Genomic DNA, 18,219 nt, shown 5'->3' with positions numbered 1-18,219 from the left:
AGCGGTTTCACCGAGGCGTTCGCCCCCGCTGCGGCGGACCCGGCCGGGGGCGCCAGCTCGGCGCGATGTCCTCGTCCGGGCGGAGGGCGTCTTCGTCGGCTTCGGCATCTTCAAGGCCGGCAACCCGGCGCGACAGCGTCGCGAGCACGTACGCCAGGTGGTGGGAGGTGCTCCACGCCGCCCAGTTGGCGGCCGAGCCGGCGCCGGCGCCCCGACGGGCCCGGCGCAGCAGCTCGTGGTCGCCCCAGGAGAAGGCCGCGCCGGTGCTCGGCCAGTGCGGCGCGGACACCAGCGTGCGGCACAGGTCGGCGAACCGTTCCTCGCTGCGGCCACCTCGCCGCGCCCAGCGGTAGACCCACCAGCTGCCGTCGTCGGTGTATCGCACCGTCGGCAGCCGGTCACCGGGGTCGCCGGTGCCGGGCACGGCCGGGTGGACCCCGTAGTCGCCGTAGTCGACGCCGACGTCGGCCAGTCGTTGCCAGAGCTGCCAGTCCCAGCGGTCGAGCCGGATCGGCTCGTCGGTGGGCAGCCGGGACAACGTCGGTGGCATCCCGCCCGCCGCCACCGTCACGGACCGCCAGGCGTGCCGGCGCGCCCAGTCCAGCAGGCGACGCACCCGAGGCTCGGCTGACCGCACATCCGCCGGGCAGCACACGTCTCCCGCGTCCACCAGCAGGTCACACTCCTCGGGGGCGAGAGCGGTGCACCGCCAGACCCGTTCCACGGCGGTCGTGCTCCCGTCCGGCCCGGCCCGGTCCTGACCGGCCCGCAGGCGGACCAGCGCCCGCCGGCCGTGCGTCCGCGCCGCCGCGCCGTGCGCGGCCAGCCGGTGGTCGCTCTCCGCGAGCCCGATCACCGGCATCAGCGGTACGTCCCAACGGCCCAGTTCTGTCGCTGGGGTGTCGGGCAGCGCGCTGACGTCGACGGCCGGCAGGAGTCCGGGCGGTAGCCGGCGGATAGTGTCCATGGTGGACCTGTCGATCGTGCCGATCTCCAGGATCGGGGCGACCAGTGCGGCGGCTGTGGAGTCGAGGTGGCTCAGAGCGTCCAGCTCGCCTCGTCGGCAGGCGAGAATGGGGCGGTAGACCGGTTCCGCCGCCCGGCTCCCGTGGGCGGGCACCATACTTCAATCTAGCCAGGCATGCGCATGTCTCACAGGCCGTGGAGTCGTAATTCGGCTGCTGCGCTGTCGGCTGCGCGACTACGATTTCCCGATGCCCACGCCAGCCCATCGTTACCGCTCCGACGACGAGGACAGCGCCCGGTGGGTCGGATTTCCCTTCCGCGACGGCGATATCGTGATCAGCACCCGCTCCAAGAGCGGCACGACCTGGATGCAGATGATCTGCGCTCTGCTGGTGCTGGGCACCCCGGAGCTGCCGGCGCCGCTGAACGTGCTGTCGCCGTGGCTGGACTGGTTGGCCGAGCCGCAGGACGCGGTGTACGACCGGTTGGCCGCGCAGCCGCACCGGCGGTTCATCAAGACGCACACCCCACTGGACGGGGTGCCACTCGACCCCCGGGTGCACTACGTGGTTGTGGCCCGGCATCCGCTGGACATGGCCGTCTCCCTCTACCACCAGGCCGGCAACCTCGACCGGGTACGCCTCGCCGAGCTGACCGGCCAGCCCGCCCCGACCGGGCCGCCGAGAAAGCGCCTCCCGGTGGAGCAGTGGTTGCCGAGCTGGGTCGACCGGGAGGTGGATCCGCGTACCGACCTGGACTCGTTGCCCGGGGTGATGCTGCACCTGCGTGACGCCTGGGCCCGTCGAGACGAGCCGAACGTCGAGTTGGTGCACTACGACGATCTGCTGGCCGACCTGGGTGGTGAGATGCGGCGGCTCGCCGACCGGTGGGGCATCCCGGTCGCCGCCGAGCGTTGGCCGGAGCTGGTCGAGGCGGCCACCTTCGGGCGGATGCGGGAGCGCGCCGACCGGCTCGCCCCGGACACGCTCGGCGTGCTGCGCGACCGCCGTGCCTTCTTCCGCCAGGGCGGCTCGGGCCAGGGGCGCGACCTGCTGGAAGCGGCCGCGCGGGCCCGCTACCAGGAGCGGGTCTCGGCGCTGGCCCCACCCGACCTGCTCACCTGGCTGCACCGCTAGTCCGTGCCCGGCCGTCGTGGATGGTGGAGGCGGCGCGGCCCAGAAGAGCGCGCGGCGCCGCTCGACCGTGGTCGAGCGTCGCCGCGCTCTGGCCGTCTCCCACCACCGCAGCCGTTCGGCGGTACGCCGGCGGGGACCTGGCTCGACCGGCTGTTCGTGCCGGTCCGCGTTGTCGATCCCCGGTCCGCCCGGATCCAAACCTGCCGACCGTGGGGAATTCCACCATTCGCGAGTCCCGGCGTGGCGCGCCGCAGAACGGGGTATGAGCGTGGGCATGGAACATTTCACGATCGCAACCGTCGCCGAGAAGAGCCCGGATTTCCGGCGGGTGCTGTGGACCGGTGAGCACACCCAGTTGGTCATCATGACCATCCCCGCCGGTGGGGAGATCGGCGAGGAGGTGCACGAGGACATCGACCAGATCCTGACCTTCGTCAGTGGCATCGGTGAGGCTCGCGTTGCCGGCGCCAAGCGGAAGGTCGTCGCGGGGGACCTGGTCGTCGTGCCGGCGGGCACCAAGCACAACTTCGTCAACACCGGCCCCAACCCGCTGGTGCTGTACACGGTCTACGGCCCGCCGGAGCACGCCGACAAGGCCGTGCACAAGACCAAGGAGGAGGCCGACGCGGCCGAGGCGGCGGGCAAGGACGAGCCACCGACCGCCTGACCGGCCCGGCGGCGGCCTGATCCGGGCCGCCGCGGGTAACCGCGGCGGGTGGAGCAGCAGCCGGCGATCTCCGACTACGGGTTCCTCTCGGACTCCCGCTCGGGTGCCCTGGTCGGCAAGGACGGCTCGATCGACTGGTGGTGCCCGCACCGCTTCGACGGAGCTTCCGTGTTCGGGCGGCTGCTCGACCCGCGCGCCGGGCACTTCAAGCTGGCGCCGGTCGGCGTCGGCGGCCCGGGGTTCCGGGTGGAACGCGCGTACCGGCCGGACACGTTGGTGCTGCGGACGGTGCACCACACGCCGCACGGCAGCGTGGCGGTCACCGATGCCCTGGCCGCCGAGATCGGCGCCCGCGCCCACGAGCTGGGCAGAAACTCACCCGCCGTGCTGATCCGGGTGGTGCAGGGGCTGTCCGGCCGCGTCCGGATGGGCCTGGACTTCGCGCCCCGCCCGGAGTACGGCCTGCTCACGCCGTACCTGCATGAGCAGGCCGACGGTGGGGTGCTGGCCCGCGCGGGCCCGGTGGTGCTGGTGTTGCGCGCCAACGGGCTGCAGCTGCGGGCGGGCCGCGACCGGGTGACCCACGAGTTCGAGGTGTCCGCCGGCCAGGTGGTCGGGATGGACGTGGCCTTCGGCGAGGCCTACGGCGATCCGCCGGTCCGGATGGACCCGGTGGCGATGCTCGCCGAGACCACGCGGGCGTGGGAGGCGTACCGGGAGACGCACGGGTACTCCGGTCGGTATCCCGAGCTGGTGCGGCGCAGCGCGACGGTGCTGACCGGCCTCACGTACGCCCGCAGTGGCGCGGTCGCCGCCGCGCTGACCACGTCGTTGCCGGAGCAGATCGGCGGCGACCGGAACTACGACTACCGCTACTCCTGGCTGCGGGACTTTTCGTTGACGATGCGCGCCCTCTGGGTGGCGGCCTGCCCCGACGAGGCGTCCCGGCTGTTCGCCTGGGCGACCCGCTCGATCGGCCGGATCGGCGACGAACCGGTGCCGGTGCTCTTCGGCGTGGAGGGCGAGCGCGACCTTTCCGAGCACCACTGTCACCACCTGGGCGGATACCGCGACAGCAGGCCGGTCCGCATCGGCAACGACGCCTGGCGGCAGCGACAGCTGGACGTGCCGGGGGAGGTCGTGTCGGCGGTGTGGCGGCTGCGCGACTATCTCGGCGCGACGTTCGAGGAGGAGCTACGGGAGATGGTGCTCGGGCTGACCGAGCAGGTGGCGGCGACGTGGCACCTGCCGGACCGGGGCATCTGGGAGACCCGGGACGAGGAGCGGCACTACCTGTCGTCGAAGGTGTCCTGCTGGCTGACGATGGACCGGGCGGTGGGGCTCGCCGACCGACTCGGAGATCGGGCCGACCCTGGTCGTTGGGCCCGTGTGCGCGACGAGATCCACGACACCGTGCTGCGCGAGGGGTGGAACGACCGGATCGGGGCGTTCACCGGCGCGTTCGGGTCGGCGGAGTTGGACGCCTCGGTGCTCGCCCTGCCGGTGACGCACTTCCTGCCGGCCACCGACCCGCGGATGCGCTCGACCATCGCGATGGTCGAGCGGGAGTTGGGCACCGAGGAGGGCCTGCTGCGGCGGTGGACGACGGACCCGGCTGGGTTCCTGTTGTGCTCGTTCTGGCTGGTGGAGTGTCTGGTGATGGCAGGTGAGTCGAAGCGGGCCGAGGCGCTGTTCGAGCGGGTGGTCGGGTACGCCAACGACGTGGGCCTGTTCAGCGAGCAGATCGATCTGGCCACCGGTGCGCAGCTCGGCAACATCCCGCAGGCGCTCTCGCACATCGGGCTGATCAATGCGGCGTGGCGGTTGACCAAGCCGGACAGTTACTGATCATCCCGAAATCCTGCAACAGACCTGCAAACGCCAGGCATTGACGTCGATGCGTACGCAGTCCTAGCCTCGAAGGAGCGGGAAAGCCCTTTCCCAGGGCCTTTGATCCCGCTTCACCCCGCTTCGGTCCGGGCAACCGACGGGGGCGCGCACCGATCCCAGGCAATGGCCGAATGCCATGCCGACACGTCCCCGAGTGGGCGCCGAGGGATCGCCACCACATGCGTCAAGGAGGACAACTGTGCAGAAGAGACGACTCTCCGGCCGCCGACCACTACTCCTGGCGGTGGGCGCCGGCGTGACCGCGGCAGCCCTCACCGCCGGCATGACCTCGGCCTTCGCGGCCACCGTCTTCAGTGACGACTTCAACGACGGCAACACCTCCGGCTGGTCCAAGTCGGGCGGCACCTGGACGGTCGACGGCTCGGGCGTGCTCAACCAGTCCAACGCCGGCAGTGAGCTGGCCCGGCAGTTCGCCGGCCAGACCAGTTGGACCGACTACTCCGTACAGGCCCGGGTCAGGCCGGCGAGCTTCGGCTCCTCCAGCGCCCTGGTCGGGCTGGCCGCGCGGTCCACCAGCAGCACCAAGATGTACCGGCTGGCCCTGCTCGGCTCCGGTCGGGCCGAGCTCCAGGCGGTCAACGGCAGCAGCGTCACCGCGATCGGCTCAGCGGCGCTGGGCGTCGGCACCGGCACCTGGTACACCCTGCGCATCGAGACCAGCGGCAGCACCATCCGGGGCTTCGTCAACGGCACGCAGATCGCCTCCGGCAGCAACAGCCTTGCTGGCGCGGGCCGCATCGGCCTGGTCACCGCGTACGCCAGCGGAGGCTTCGACGACGTGACTGTCGACTCGTCCGGTGGCGGCACCCCGACCACGCCGCCACCGACCACCACGCCGCCACCGACCACGCCGCCGCCGACCACCACTCCGCCGCCGGCTGGCTGGCCGACGCCGACCGGCAGCCAGAAGGTCGACGCCACGATCGCCGTCTCCGGCACGTTCGACGGCGGGCTCAAGCGCTACTACGGCATCGGCGACGGCGGGCAGAGCGAGAGCCAGGACCCGATGTTCGAGCTGGCCGCCGGTGCCACCCTCCGCAACGTGATCATCGGTGCGCCGGCCGGCGACGGTGTGCACTGCGAGGGCAACTGCACCCTGATCAACGTCTGGTGGGAGGACGTCGGCGAGGACGCGGCCACCTTCCGGGGCGGCACCACGTACACGGTCGACGGCGGCGGCGCCCGCTCGGCCAGCGACAAGGTCTTCCAGCACAACGGCTCGGGCACCGTCTACATCAAGAACTTCCGGGTGGAGAACGCCGGGAAGCTCTACCGGGCCTGCGGCAACTGCTCGACGTCGTACCAGCGGCACGTGGTGATCGACAACGTGATCGTCCGGGACACCGACGCGATCGCCGGCATCAACACCAACTGGGGTGACACCGCCCGGTTCAGCCGGATCACCATCATCGGCGACCCGGACCGGGAGACCTCCATCTGCGTCAAGTACAAGGGTGTGCCGAAGGGCAGCGAGCCGACCGAGATCGGCGAGGGCGCCGACGGCGTCAACTGCCTCTACTCACCCTCGGACATCACCTACCAGTAGATCGACACGTCGGCACCCCGCGGACCACCAGGTCCGCGGGGTGCTCGCGCGTTCAACCCATCAGGGGTACGCCGGACACGTCGACGGTGTCCGGATACTTCAACCCGGCGCCGGTGTTGAGCACCACCACCCGTTCACCGGCCCGGATCCACCCACCGGCGCGCAGGTGCCGGGCCGCGGTCAGACAGGCCGCCCCCTCCGGGCAGAGCAGCAGCCCCTCCCGGGCGGCGAAGTCCCGAAGGTCGGCCAGGATCTCCGCGTCGTCGACGGCGACGGCCGTGCCGGAAGACTCCCGCAGCGCCGCCAGGATCAGCTCGTCACCCAACGGCGTCGGCACGGTGATGCCGAACGCCACAGTGTGCGCGTCCACCCACGGCTGCGCCCGATCCTCACCGGCGGCGAACGCCCGCACGATCGGCGCGCAGCCGGTCGACTGCACCGCCACCAGCCGGGGCAGCTTGTCGCCGATCCAGCCCAGCTCGCGCAGCTCGTGCAGCGCCTTGTGGATGCCGATCAGGCCGACACCGCCGCCCGTCGGGTAGATGATCACGTCCGGCGCCTGCCAGCCGAGCTGCTCGACGATCTCGTACCCCATCGTCTTCTTGCCCTCGAGCCGGTAGGGCTCACGCAGCGTGCCGGCGTCGAAGATCGACCCGTTGGACGCGGCGATCAGCTCGGCGACCCGCCGACCGGCGTCGCTGATCAGCCCGTCCACCAGGCGCAGATCGGCGCCGGCGGCGACGCACTCGCGTCGGCAGATGCCCGGCGCGTCCAGCGGCATGACGATGGTCGCGCCCATTCCGGCCCGCGCGGCGTACGTGGCCCAGGCCGACCCGGCGTTGCCGTTGGTGGGCATCGCGATCCGCTCGACGCCCAGCTCACGGGCCCGGCTCACCCCGACCGCCGCCCCGCGCGCCTTGAACGAGCCGGTCGGGATCAACCCCTCGTCCTTGACCATCAGGTCCGTGATGCCGATCTCGGCGCCGTACGCCGGGGTGCGCAGCAGCGGCGTCCAGCCCTCGCCGAGCGTCGTGACGTGCCGCGGGTCGGCGACCGGCAGCAGCTCCCGGTAGCGCCACAGGTCAGCCGGGCGCAGCGGAAAACGTTCCGGGGTGACCGCCTTCGCCACCGCAGGCAGGTCATAGCGGGCGAGCAGCGGGGAACCGCACTCGCAGAGGTTCTGCAACACCTCGGCGGCGTGCTCCTTGCCGCAGCGCGGGCAGTCCAGGTGGGTCAGGTACACGTCGCTCCTCGCCGTCACACCGCGTCGACGCTCAGCCAGCGTCGACTGCGCCGCCCCGGCTCGTAGACCGAGTCCAGCCGCTTGGCGACCACGCCCGGCAGCTCCTGCTCCTGCCCGGCGCGCAGGGCCTCGTCGCCCGCGCCGGGGAACCACGGCGGAGTCTGCCAGTGCGCACCGGCCAGGGCCAGCCCATCGAGCAGCTCCCGGCGTTGCGCGTACGGCACGTCGACGCTGCTGACGCCCTCCAGCCAGAGCAGGTCGACGATCAGGTACTGCGCGCCTGCGGGAACCCGGCTGCCCGTGCTCTGGCGGATCGGACGCACCCGGCCGGCACCGTCGATGCGCACCAGCACACCATCGAGCACCGCCTCGGTGGGCGCGAGCGCCTCGGCCATCGCCCGCAGCCACGGATAGCCGCCGGTGATGTCCTCGTCGGTCTCGGAGAGCAACCGCAGCCGCCCGCCGGAGACGTACGCCATCGCCCGGACCCCGTCCCAGCGCAGCTCGTACCCCCAGGCGGCGCGGTCGCGGGGAAGCCTGGCGGCCGGCGTGGCGTGCATCGGGCGGACCAGGTCGGGCATCGGTGTCCAACCCGGCGGCGCCGCGTCGCTGCGTCGGACCATCCAGTCCCGGCCGCCGGTGGCGAACAGGACGTAGCGACCGGCGGTCCGCTCACCGGCGAGCGTCACAATCACCTCGTCGTCGCGCCACTTCTCGCACCGGTAGGTGCCCCGGTCGTGGATCAGCATCCGGCCCCCGCCGTACTCGCCAGCGGGGATCTCGCCGGAGAAGTCGAGGTATTCCATCGGGTGGTCCTCGGTGTGCACGGCGAGGTGGTTGCGGCCGGGGTCGCGGGGGAGGCCACGCGGCACCGCCCAGGAGGCCAGCACCCCCTCGTGCTCCAGGCGCAGGTCCCAGTGCAGGCTGCGGGCGTGGTGCTGCTGGATGACGAAGCGACCGGCGTCGGTGTCGGTGCCGGCCGCCGTGGGGCTCTGCTCCGGCACCGGCTCCGGCGTACGGGCAGCGTCCCGTCGTCGCCGGTACTCCTCCAGCCGGTCGCTCACACCCGCATTCTCCGGTAAACCGGACCACCGCGCTGGATGCCGGAGTGTCCGGTTCGCTCGGCGGCCGGGGGCGCGGCGGGGTAGAACGGACCTCATGGACCACACCGACCAGCCCACCGCCCTGCTCCCCGGTGACGTGCGGATGCCCCTGCTCGGCTTCGGCACCTGGCAGGCCACCGGCCAGGCGGGCTACGACGCCGTGCTGGCCGCGCTCGACACCGGCTACCGGCACCTCGACACCGCCACCATGTACGGCAACGAGCGCGAGGTCGGCCGGGCGGTGCGCGAGAGCGGGCTGCGCCGGGAGGATGTCTTCATCACCACCAAGCTCCCGCCGGACCGGGTGGGCCGGGAGCGCGCGACGTTGGAGGCCAGCCTGGAGGCGCTCGGCGTCGACCAGGTGGACCTCTGGTTGATCCACTGGCCGCCGTCGTCGGCCGCGGACAGCATCCCGATGTGGCGGGAGCTGCTCGCCGCCCGGGACGAGAACCTCGTCCGGGCGGTCGGGGTGAGCAACTACAGCACCGCGGAGATCGACGAGCTGATCCAGTCCACCGAGGAGAACCCGGCGGTCAACCAGATCCGGTGGAGCCCGTCGCTGTACGACCGGCAGCGGCACGCCGAGCACCGGGACCGGGGCGTGGTGCTGGAGGGCTACAGCCCGTTCAAGACCAGCGACCTGAGCGACCCGGTGCTGACCAGGATCGCCGCCGCGCACGGTGTCTCCCCGGCTCAGGTGGTGCTGCGCTGGCACATCGACCACGAGATCGTGGTGATCCCGAAGTCGGTGACCCCGGAGCGGATCACCGCGAACTTCGACGTCTTCCACTTTTCGCTGACGGCGGAGGAGATGCGCGACATCGACGCCCTCGGCGAGGTCTGAACCGGCGGTTTCCTTCACTCCGTGACTCGGCAATGAAGGGTATCGACATCGACGTACGTGACGGTATAGCGTCCCGTCATCACGATCGTCGATCCGTTCGTGTCCCCCTGTCGCTGGAGGATCGCCATGGCCCGCACACCGTCCATCCGTCTGCACCGCCGAGGGGTGCTCGGCATCCCCGCCCTGGTGGTCGCCGCACTGACAGTCGTCGCACGACCCGCCCCGGCCAGCGCCGCGCCGAAGGCCGAGTGCCTCGCCGACCTGCTCCAGGACGCCTGATGGCCACCATTCCCTGGCTCGTGGACGTGCTGCGCGGTGCCGGGGTCCAGGTCGTCGTCGAGGGCGACTGGCTCAACCGGATGCGGCCCGGTTCCTTCGACCCGATCGGGGTGCTCTGGCACCACACTGCCGCGACCTCCAGCGCCAGCAACCCGCACCCGGCGCTCGGCATCTGCATCAACGGCCGGTCGGATCTGGCCGGCCCGCTCTGCCAAGCGCTCGTCGACTACAACGGTGTCTTCCACGTCATCTCCGCCGGCCGCTGCAACCACGCCGGGACCAGCGGCGGCAGCGGGCCGATCCCGGCCGGGGACGGCAACACCCTGATGATCGGGTGGGAGATCGACTACAACGGCGTCAACCAGGAGATGACCGCCGCGCAGTACAACGCGTCGATCGCGGCCACCGCCGCCGTGCTCACCCGGCTGGGCCGGGACAGCAGCTACGCCCGGGGGCACCGGGAGACCAGCACCAGCGGCAAGATCGACCCGTCCTTCATCGACCTGAACGTCATGCGCGCCGACGTGGCGGCGAAGATGTCGGGCGGCGGGAACCCCCCGGCGTGGTCCTCCATCGTGGACAACACCACCTCCGGTCGGTTCACCGCCAGCGCCAACTGGGGTGTGTCGACGTACTCCGGGCAGCGGTACGGCGCCGACTACCGCTACGCGGAACCCGTCGCGGCCAGCGACGTCGCCTGGTACAGGTTCAACGTCCCGGCGACGGCCAACTACCGCGTCGATGCGTGGTGGCCGGCGACCTCCGGCTACAACGGTGCCACCCCGTACGTCGTCGCCACCACCACCGGCAACCGGACGATCATCGTCGACCAGCGGGCCACCGGTGGGCAGTGGCGGTCCCTCGGCACGTTCACGCTGCCGGCCGGCGACGCCAACCGGGTGGGCGTGAGCCGGTGGAGCAGCGCGACGGGCCTCATCGTCGCCGACGCCGTACGCCTCACCCGGGTCTGACCGGCTCCTGGCTTGATCGACTCGGCTTCGGTGAAGTCGGGGTGTCCCCGTCGTGAGGATGCCCCGACTTCCCGGAATCGGGGTCGATCGAGCGCGGCTGATGCGGAGGCTTCAGCGCGGAAAGGGAATGTCCTCCGATCGCCTGAGAACGTGCGTTAGCTCCTCCTGGCCACGATGATGATCGTTGATGGGCCTCGGCCCCAGCACTCCTTCTCGCTCTCTCGGGAAGCGGCGGATATGCCGGGACGCCCAGCGCTAGACCTGCCGTGGCTGCGGGCATCCTGGCAGGTCGGGATGGCTGGCACCGTCGGTTGTAAATGTGTTGCAGCGGTCGATTCGGCGCGTAGCCGATTGGCGCCGGGCTGCTTTTCGCCGCCGCAGTGCCGTGTTTGACAGTGCGTCGAACAGGGCCACCCGGGTGTCGAGTGAACCCCGCTCTGGGTGGCATTTCTGCTGTCCGGGCGGCAATTTTCAGCGCCCGAATTCCTGCGGCATTGCGCTTGACCAGGGGTTGCTGGACCGCTCCCGCCGCATCCGCTCTGAGCAGGGAAGACTCCACTCCGTGATCGGCGCCGACGAAATGTGGCGATTGTCGCTTTCCTCCTCACTGTTTGTGACGCTACTTGTGCGTAGAGCGGGCTTCTCCCTACAGTCCCGATCGATATCTGAGAACACACGGGGGAGGGTTCGTGGCAGGTCGAAAGACTGCCACCGTTCGTTCATGCCTTGCGGCAGGTGTTGCCGTGCTGACGGCGGTCGCATTGGCTGGCATATCGGGCGAACCGGCGGAGTACCTCGCCGCCGGGCCTGATGGCGTAACGGGTGGCGTAGAAAACAGGTCCGACGAGGCGATGTCCGTACGGACAGCCCGCAAGACCGGCAAACCGGTGCAGGTCAAGAGCCTCACCTCCGAGACCACCGAGGTGTTCGCCCTGCCCGACGGGCAGTTCCGGGCGGAGCTGTCCCTCGGGCCGACCCGGGTCCGCCGTGACGGCGGCTGGGTCCCGGTCGATCTGACCCTTCACCGCGCCGCCGACGGCACGGTCCGTCCCGCGGCGCATCCCTACGACCTGTCGATCTCCGGCCCGCAACCGGACGGCACCCACGAGCTGGCAGCCGTGGGCAAGGGCGACGACCGGGTGGCCGTCACCTGGGCTGGAGCGTTGCCGGAGCCGCAACTGCGCGAGGACCGGGCGACCTATGTGAACGCCCTGCCCGACGTCGACCTCGTCGTACGGGCGAGCCGGAACGGCCTCGAAACCCTGTTCGTGGTCAAGAGCCCCGCTGCCCTGAGCCGGGTCGCGACGCTGACGCTGCCGCTGACCGGCCGCAACGTCGCGGAGACCCAGCGCGGCGTGGGCGGCGACACCACCATCAGGGACGCGACGGGTCGCGCCATTGCGACGACCCCGGCCCTGATGATGTGGGACGCGCGGGTCGACGCCCAGGGTGCACCCGTCAACAAGGTGCCGGTCACCTCCACCGTGGCGAAGGTCGCCAAGACCGCCGCGGGAAGTGGCATCGCACTGACCCTCACGCCGGACCAGAAGTGGCTCAAGGCGCCGGAGCGGCAGTACCCGATCACCATCGACCCGCAGATCAACCCGCTCTCCACCACCTTCGACACCTTCGTGCAGGCCAACGAGAGCGTCGACCGTGGCGGCGAGGATGATCTGCGGCTCGGCAAGCTCGGCCCGACCGGCCCGATCACCCGGACGTTCGCCCGCTGGGACACCACCGCCCTGGTCGGCAAGCAGATCAACACGGCGACCATCTCGCTGTGGAACTGGTGGTCGGTGCAGTGCGCCGGGCGGTCCTGGGAACTCTGGACCACAGGCTCGATCTCCGACGGCATCGTGTGGAGCAACCAACCGGCCTGGAACTACCAGGAGAAGGTGACCACGGCGTCGGCCGGCTTCGACAGCAGCTGTGACGACAACTGGGTCGGCGTGGCTGCCACCAGCTTCTTCCAGCGGGCGGCCAACGCGGGCGACACCCGCGCGGACATGGGCCTACGAGCGACCGACGAGACCGACTCGACATCGTTCAAGCAGTTCCGGTCCCGCAACTACTCCGGCACCACCAGCGTGCCGAAGGCCACCGTCACCTACAACTCGTACCCGACGGTGACCGCAAGGGCGACAGTGCCGGCCACCAGCTGCGTCACCGGCTCCGCCCGCCCCACTGTCAACACGGTGACGCCGCAGCTCAAGGCCACCGTCTCCGACGCGGATGCGACCGCCATGACGGTCGCCTTCGAGTGGTGGGCGATGAACGCCGACACGCCGATCGGTTCGGCTGTCCTTAGCGGAGTCGGCAACGGGGCCACCGCCGCGACCACAGTCCCGGCCGGCGCCTTCGTCGACGGTGGCATCTACCGCTGGCGGGTCAAGGCATCTGACGGCGTGACCGGCAGCGACAGTTGGTCCTCGTTCTGCGAGATGCAGGTCTACACCACTGTTGCACCGGTGGCCGGCTGCACCAACGGCACGGAGAGTGACTTCAACGGCGACGGCGTCGCCGATGTCGCGATCGCCGACCCCGAGGCCACGGTGAACAGCCAGATCCGCGCCGGGCAGGTGCACGTCAGCTATGGCGGCGGCTCCACTGTGCAGACCCTGCAGGAGGGCGTCGACAAGGTGCCCGGAGCGCCCGAGCCGGGTGACCGCTTCGGCACCTCGATCTCCTCGTACGACGCCAACAACGACGGCTGCACCGACCTTGCGGTGGGTGTCCCGTATCAGGATGTCAACGGCCTGCAGGACGCTGGTGTCGTGCTCGTCCTGCTCGGCTCACCGGCAGGGCTGGCCAAGGGCCCGAACTCCCTGACCTACCACCAGGACGTCACCAACGTGCCGGACACCGCCGAAGCCTTCGACTGGTTCGGCTACGCGGTTGCCGGCAGCCAGACCGCCAGCGGTCAGCCGTATCTGGTCATCGGCGCGCCTGGTGAAAGCCTCGCGGCCCCGGTCACCGGCATCGTCCACTACATCCGCGGCAACGTGAACGTGGCGCTCAGCCAGGGCGCCGGCATTCCCGGCGTGGCCGAGATCGACGACCGCACCGGCTACGCGGTGGCCGCATCCAAGTACCACTGGGGCGTCAGCTCGCCGGGTGAGGCGATCGGCACCGAGGTCTTCGCCGGAGCGGTGAACGTCTTCAGTCACGTGCTGACCAGCGGGCTGCCCACGCTCGCCGCCGAGCTCAACCAGGACGCGGTGTCGAGTCCGGAGCGGGATAGGGCCGAAGCCAACGACAACTTCGGTAAGTCGATCGCCATCGCGCCGTACCGGCCGGTCGGGTCGGCCCAGGGCACCCAGGATTCGTTGGTGGTCGTGGGGGCGCCCGGTGAGGATGACCTCGGCGTCCGACCGACCTTCCCGAGACCGACTGACGCCGGCACGGCGCACGTCTTCCATGTCACCGCGACCAACACCTTTACGCAGGTGAGTTCGGTCTTGGACAACGGACGCCAGTTGAGCTCGAGCAGCGGCGACTACCTCGGCGAGAAGGTCGCGGTGGTGAACACCAACCCTGCGGTCGAGGGCACCAATTCGACGATGTTCATCGCGGTGGGCATCCCGGGCAGGGACAGTTACGCCCCAACCGAGGACGGTGGCGTCAACACCAGTGACGTCGGTCAGGTATGGGTCCTTCCCGCGCTCGGCTCGACGAACGCACCGGTGAAGATCGAGCGAAACGGAACGAGCCTTCCGGGCAGCCCCCGGGCGAGTGAGATCGTCGGTACCTCGCTCGGTGTCACCTCGAAGCGGCTGCTGGTGGCCAGCCCGTACGGCACCGACGCCGTCTACGGCTTCACCTGGTCGAGCCTGGCCGGCGGGTCGACGACGCCCACCGACACCTGGCAGCCCGGCGTGAACGGCATCCCGGCCAACGTGAGCACGTTCGGGGCGGCGGTCAACTGATGAAGAACATGAATTGGCGCAGTTCAACGGGGGAGGACCTGACGGTGATCCGTCGTACCAGAAAGCGGGGTCGGCTCTTCACGCTCGGCCTCACAGTGGGCCTCGCCGGCCTGCTGTCCGGCACCGCCTACGTGGCCGCTCCCGAGCCGGCCCCGCCGACCGCGCCGGTGGCCGCCGTCGAGACCGATCCGGTCCGGGACACCGAAGCCGAGGCACTGGTCGCGGCGGTGGACCTCAATCAGCCTGTCGAGGTGCTCGCCCAGCGCGGCGAATACCGCGAGGTCTTCGCCCAGCCGGACGGCACGCTCATCGCCAACGAGTACAACCAGGCGGTACGCGTCCTCCGGGGTGACACCTGGGTACCGGCCAGTGCAGCGCTCGTGGCCCAGTCGGACGGAACGATCACGCCGACCGCGGCGCTGCTCAACATGCGTTTGTCCGGCGGGGGCACCACGCCTCTCATGGTTGTCGAGCGTGACTTCCGGGTCATGACGCTCACCTGGCCCCACTCACTGCCCACCCCGACCATCTCCGGCGACCAGGCCACCTACCCGGAGGTCTTTCCCGACGTCGACCTGGTCGCCAACGTCACGGTCGAGGGCTTCTCGCACGTCCTGGTGTTGAAGACCCCCGAGGCCGCAAATCTGCCTGAGCTGAGGGATCTCCGGCTGGGGGTGACCGGCGAAGGGCTCGACATCCAGGAGACCGAGGAAGGTGGCGTGGTCGCTCTCGACCCCGCGACCGGAAACCCGGTCATGGAGGCCGACGCCCCGACCATGTGGGACAGCGGCAACGAGGAGGGCGGCGGTGACCTCCAGCGCAGCACCGCCGCGGCCGGTGAACCCGAGGACCCGAACGACGCTTCGGCCCGAGGGCCGGGCGAGGACTCGCGGGTGGGACAGGTCGGCCTCGACTACACCCAGGGAACGCTGAGCCTGACCCCGGATGCGGCGATGCTCGCCAACCCGGACACCACCTACCCGGTGTACGTGGACCCGGTATGGCAGAGCAGCACCAACAGCGCTTGGGCGATGGTCGACAGCGGCTACCCGTCCGAGGAGTACTGGAAGTTCGACACGAAGCGACACGAGCGCATCGGTCTCTGCCCGAGCTCCTGCAACAACTCCAAGGTCAAGCGCATCTTCTACCAGTTGGCCACCCCGTACGCCGGCAAGACCATCCTGGAGGCCAAGTTCCGGGTGACCTTGCAGCACGTCTACAACACCACCGCACGCGCGGCGGCGCTCTACCTGATGCCCTCCGGCATCAAGTCCAGCACGAACTGGAGCAACCAGCCCGGCGGGTCGGGGTGGTCGGGTGCCACGCACCTGGCCAACAACTCACCGACCAAGGTGCAGTCGAGTTGCACCTCCACGAACCAGAACACCGAGTGGGAAGCCAAGGCCGCGGTCCAGCAGGCGGTCAGCAAGGGCTGGAGCAGTGTCACTCTCGGCCTCCGTTCGGTGAGCGAGAGCGACTCCACCCACACCAAGCGGTTCTGCGACAACGGTGTGCTCTCCGTCCGCTACAACCGGGCGCCAGTGATCGCGAACCAGTCCGAGCTGACCATGTCACCCGGTGGTGGCTGCGTGTACGGCACGACCGCGCCCTACACGGACGTTCCGCCGAGGCTCAACGCCGTCCTGCGGGACCCGGACCACTCGTCCGCACACACCGAGCAGGTCAAGGCCGAGTTCAAGGTCACCTGGACGCCGGCCGGCGGGAGCCTCCAGACCGTCAGCTACACCACCCCCTTGAAGGCCAGCGGTTCGCTGTTCAGCTACTACGTGCCGACCACCATCGCGCAGAACGTGCCGATCTCCTGGGAGGTTCGGGCGAGCGACGGAGTGAGTTGGGGCCCTTGGAGTTCCGACGGCACACGTAACGTCTGCCAGTTCTACTACGACAAGACCAGTCCCAGCGCGCCGGACGTCGATTCGCCGGAGTATCTGCCCGATGATGCGGCAGATACCACGGCCGACTGTCTCGACGACGACCAGTGGCGCGGCTCCATCGGCGTCCAGGGCAGCTTCACCTTCGACTCGGCCGCCACCGACGTCGTGGAGTACCTGTACAACTTCAACGACAGCGCCACCGTGTCGGTCAAGCCGGCCACTGCTGGCGGCCCCGTGACGATCAAGTGGACGCCCGACAAGGAGGGACCGCGCCAGCTCTTCGTCAAGGCGGTCGACGTGGCGAAACGGTCCAGCACGATCGCCACCTGCACCTTCCGGGTGGGTAAGCGTCCGCCGGTCGCACAGTGGCCACTGTCGGACATCGCGACTGCGAAGTCAGCGAGCGACCAACTCGGCGCGCACGACGCCAAGATCGGTAGTGGCGTCAAGTTCGGCGTGGCAGGTTCGCTCGGAGCATGGGACACCGCCGCCACCTTCGACGGCACGTCCAACGCCTATCTCGTCACGGACAACTCGGTGGTGAGCACCGCACGAAGCTTCTCCGTCACCGGCTGGTTCCGGGTGGACGACCCCAGCCGCCGTCAGGTGGCGGTCAGTCAGGACGCCACCGGTGAGCCGGGCTTCAGCCTGGGTGTCGAACAGGGCAACTGGTTCTTCCGGATGCCGACGAACGATGTCATCAACCTGGGTGAATGGAGGGTGAACGCGGGGCCGGCAACCACCGACTGGACCTTCGTCACGGCTGTCTTCGACGGCCCGAACAACAAGATCTCCCTGCAGGTCGGTTCCGGCGCTCCGGTGTTCAAGGATCGACGTTCGCTGGTCGAGGCCCGTGGTGCCCTCCAGTTCGGCCGCCACACCTACAAGGGCGGCGGATACTCGGACTTCTGGAAGGGCGCGATGGCGGATGTCTCCGTCTTCGACCGCCCGGTCGTCAGCGAGGACACGGCCGGCTTGGAGAAGCACAAGCTGGACCGTAAGGGCTACTGGCAGTTGAGCACCGAGACCTCGGGATTGAGCCCGAACTACGATGCCGGTGGTGAGGCGCTGCGACTCGGGAAACCGAGCACTCTCATTCGGACCCCCAACCCGTTCAATGCGATGATGGGTGCCGGATACCTGCAGCTCACCGGCAAGGCCGGTGAGTACGCCGAGACGGCCACCCCCGTCGTCGACCCGGCAGGAAGCTTCACCATCTCCGCTCGGGTTCGGTTCACCAGCGGCTCGCAGGGCCACCCGATGACGGCGATTTCCATCAAGGACGCCACCAACAACAGCGTCGTGGTCCTTCGGGGCAACACTGAAGGGCGTTGGGAGATGGCCGCTGCCGGGATCACACAGCCGGCCCGATTCGACAGTTCCCCGTCAATAGCCCGTCCAGGCGACCACATCGCGTTGGTCTACAACGGGTACACCCGTGAGCTGCTGTTCTATCTCAACGGTCAGGCCCTCGGACTCCAGTTGGACAGGCCGTTGCCCGCTCTCAGCAACGTCCAGTTCGGCCGGTCCTTCGTGAACGGCGCCGAGCAGGAGAACCTGTCCGGGGCGATCGACGACATCCGGATCTACAACGGCGTGGCAGACAAGGTCAAGATCGACCGGACCCGTCTGGTCGTCGAGCAGCCGAACCTCTGACACCACCAGCATCGGGGCCGCCCTGGGAAGGGCGGCCCCGATGCCTCATGCCTTTGTCCAACCAACCCTGGGGAGG

12 protein-coding genes are annotated in these 18,219 nt (G+C 69.8%); 9 read left to right on the top strand and 3 right to left on the bottom strand.

Features of this window, described 5'->3' with window-relative positions; all coding sequences use genetic code 11:
* Positions 1-7: 7 nt before the first annotated feature.
* Positions 8-1,123 (bottom strand): beta family protein, encoded by a 1,116-nt coding sequence (locus tag KBX46_RS26660; protein WP_210794581.1) that lies wholly within the window; start codon positions 1,121-1,123, stop codon positions 8-10.
* A 91-nt stretch (positions 1,124-1,214) separates the two neighbouring features.
* Here KBX46_RS26660 and KBX46_RS26655 point away from each other — a divergent pair, with 91 nt between their 5' ends.
* The 4 genes from KBX46_RS26655 to KBX46_RS26640 all read left to right on the top strand — a co-directional run bounded on the left by KBX46_RS26655 (position 1,215) and on the right by KBX46_RS26640 (position 6,226).
* A complete protein-coding gene (locus tag KBX46_RS26655; RefSeq protein WP_210794579.1) occupies positions 1,215-2,102 on the top strand; it encodes a sulfotransferase domain-containing protein in 888 nt (295 codons plus the stop codon).
* A 274-nt stretch (positions 2,103-2,376) separates the two neighbouring features.
* Entirely contained in the window at positions 2,377-2,769 is a 393-nt protein-coding gene (locus KBX46_RS26650; protein ID WP_247668233.1) for a cupin domain-containing protein, read from the top strand.
* Positions 2,770-2,817: 48 nt separating this feature from the next.
* Positions 2,818-4,617 carry a glycoside hydrolase family 15 protein gene (locus KBX46_RS26645; protein WP_210794574.1) on the top strand — a complete coding sequence of 600 codons (1,800 nt, stop codon included), beginning with the start codon at positions 2,818-2,820 and terminating at the stop codon, positions 4,615-4,617.
* 241 nt (positions 4,618-4,858) lie between these two features.
* Complete coding sequence (locus tag KBX46_RS26640) at positions 4,859-6,226, top strand: pectate lyase (RefSeq protein WP_141908060.1); 1,368 nt, start codon at positions 4,859-4,861, stop codon at positions 6,224-6,226.
* 52 nt (positions 6,227-6,278) lie between these two features.
* On the opposite strand, the gene KBX46_RS26635 is transcribed toward KBX46_RS26640, so the two are convergent.
* The gene (locus tag KBX46_RS26635) at positions 6,279-7,469 is read right to left on the bottom strand and encodes a threonine synthase (protein WP_210794572.1); all 1,191 of its coding nucleotides are present in this window, start codon (positions 7,467-7,469) and stop codon (positions 6,279-6,281) included.
* A gap of 14 nt (positions 7,470-7,483) precedes the next feature.
* On the bottom strand, positions 7,484-8,533 hold the full coding sequence (locus KBX46_RS26630) for a DNA polymerase ligase N-terminal domain-containing protein (protein WP_210794570.1): 1,050 nt from the start codon (positions 8,531-8,533) through the stop codon (positions 7,484-7,486).
* A gap of 94 nt (positions 8,534-8,627) precedes the next feature.
* On the opposite strand from KBX46_RS26630, the gene KBX46_RS26625 reads away from it, so the two are divergent.
* From KBX46_RS26625 to KBX46_RS26605, 5 genes are all read left to right on the top strand, one after another.
* The gene (locus KBX46_RS26625) at positions 8,628-9,416 is read left to right on the top strand and encodes an aldo/keto reductase (RefSeq protein ID WP_210794568.1); all 789 of its coding nucleotides are present in this window, start codon (positions 8,628-8,630) and stop codon (positions 9,414-9,416) included.
* Between the two features lie 126 nt (positions 9,417-9,542).
* Positions 9,543-9,695, top strand: coding sequence for a hypothetical protein (locus KBX46_RS26620; RefSeq protein WP_172861953.1), 153 nt, complete (start codon positions 9,543-9,545; stop codon positions 9,693-9,695).
* Positions 9,695-10,666 (top strand): N-acetylmuramoyl-L-alanine amidase, encoded by a 972-nt coding sequence (locus tag KBX46_RS26615; protein ID WP_210794566.1) that lies wholly within the window; start codon positions 9,695-9,697, stop codon positions 10,664-10,666. The genes KBX46_RS26620 and KBX46_RS26615 overlap by 1 nt, the downstream gene beginning before the upstream one ends.
* 851 nt (positions 10,667-11,517) lie before the next feature.
* Positions 11,518-14,592 (top strand): integrin alpha, encoded by a 3,075-nt coding sequence (locus KBX46_RS26610; RefSeq protein ID WP_210794564.1) that lies wholly within the window; start codon positions 11,518-11,520, stop codon positions 14,590-14,592.
* Entirely contained in the window at positions 14,592-18,143 is a 3,552-nt protein-coding gene (locus KBX46_RS26605) for a laminin G domain-containing protein (RefSeq protein WP_210794562.1), read from the top strand. Before KBX46_RS26610 ends, KBX46_RS26605 begins: the two co-directional genes overlap by 1 nt.
* The last annotated feature ends 76 nt before the right edge of the window (positions 18,144-18,219 follow it).

The sequence above is a fragment of the Micromonospora sp. C81 genome, assembly GCF_018070425.1.
GTDB lineage: Bacteria > Actinomycetota > Actinomycetes > Mycobacteriales > Micromonosporaceae > Micromonospora > Micromonospora zamorensis.
Note: the sequence above shows the minus strand (reverse complement) of the source record. Positions and strands in the feature narration are given on the sequence as shown.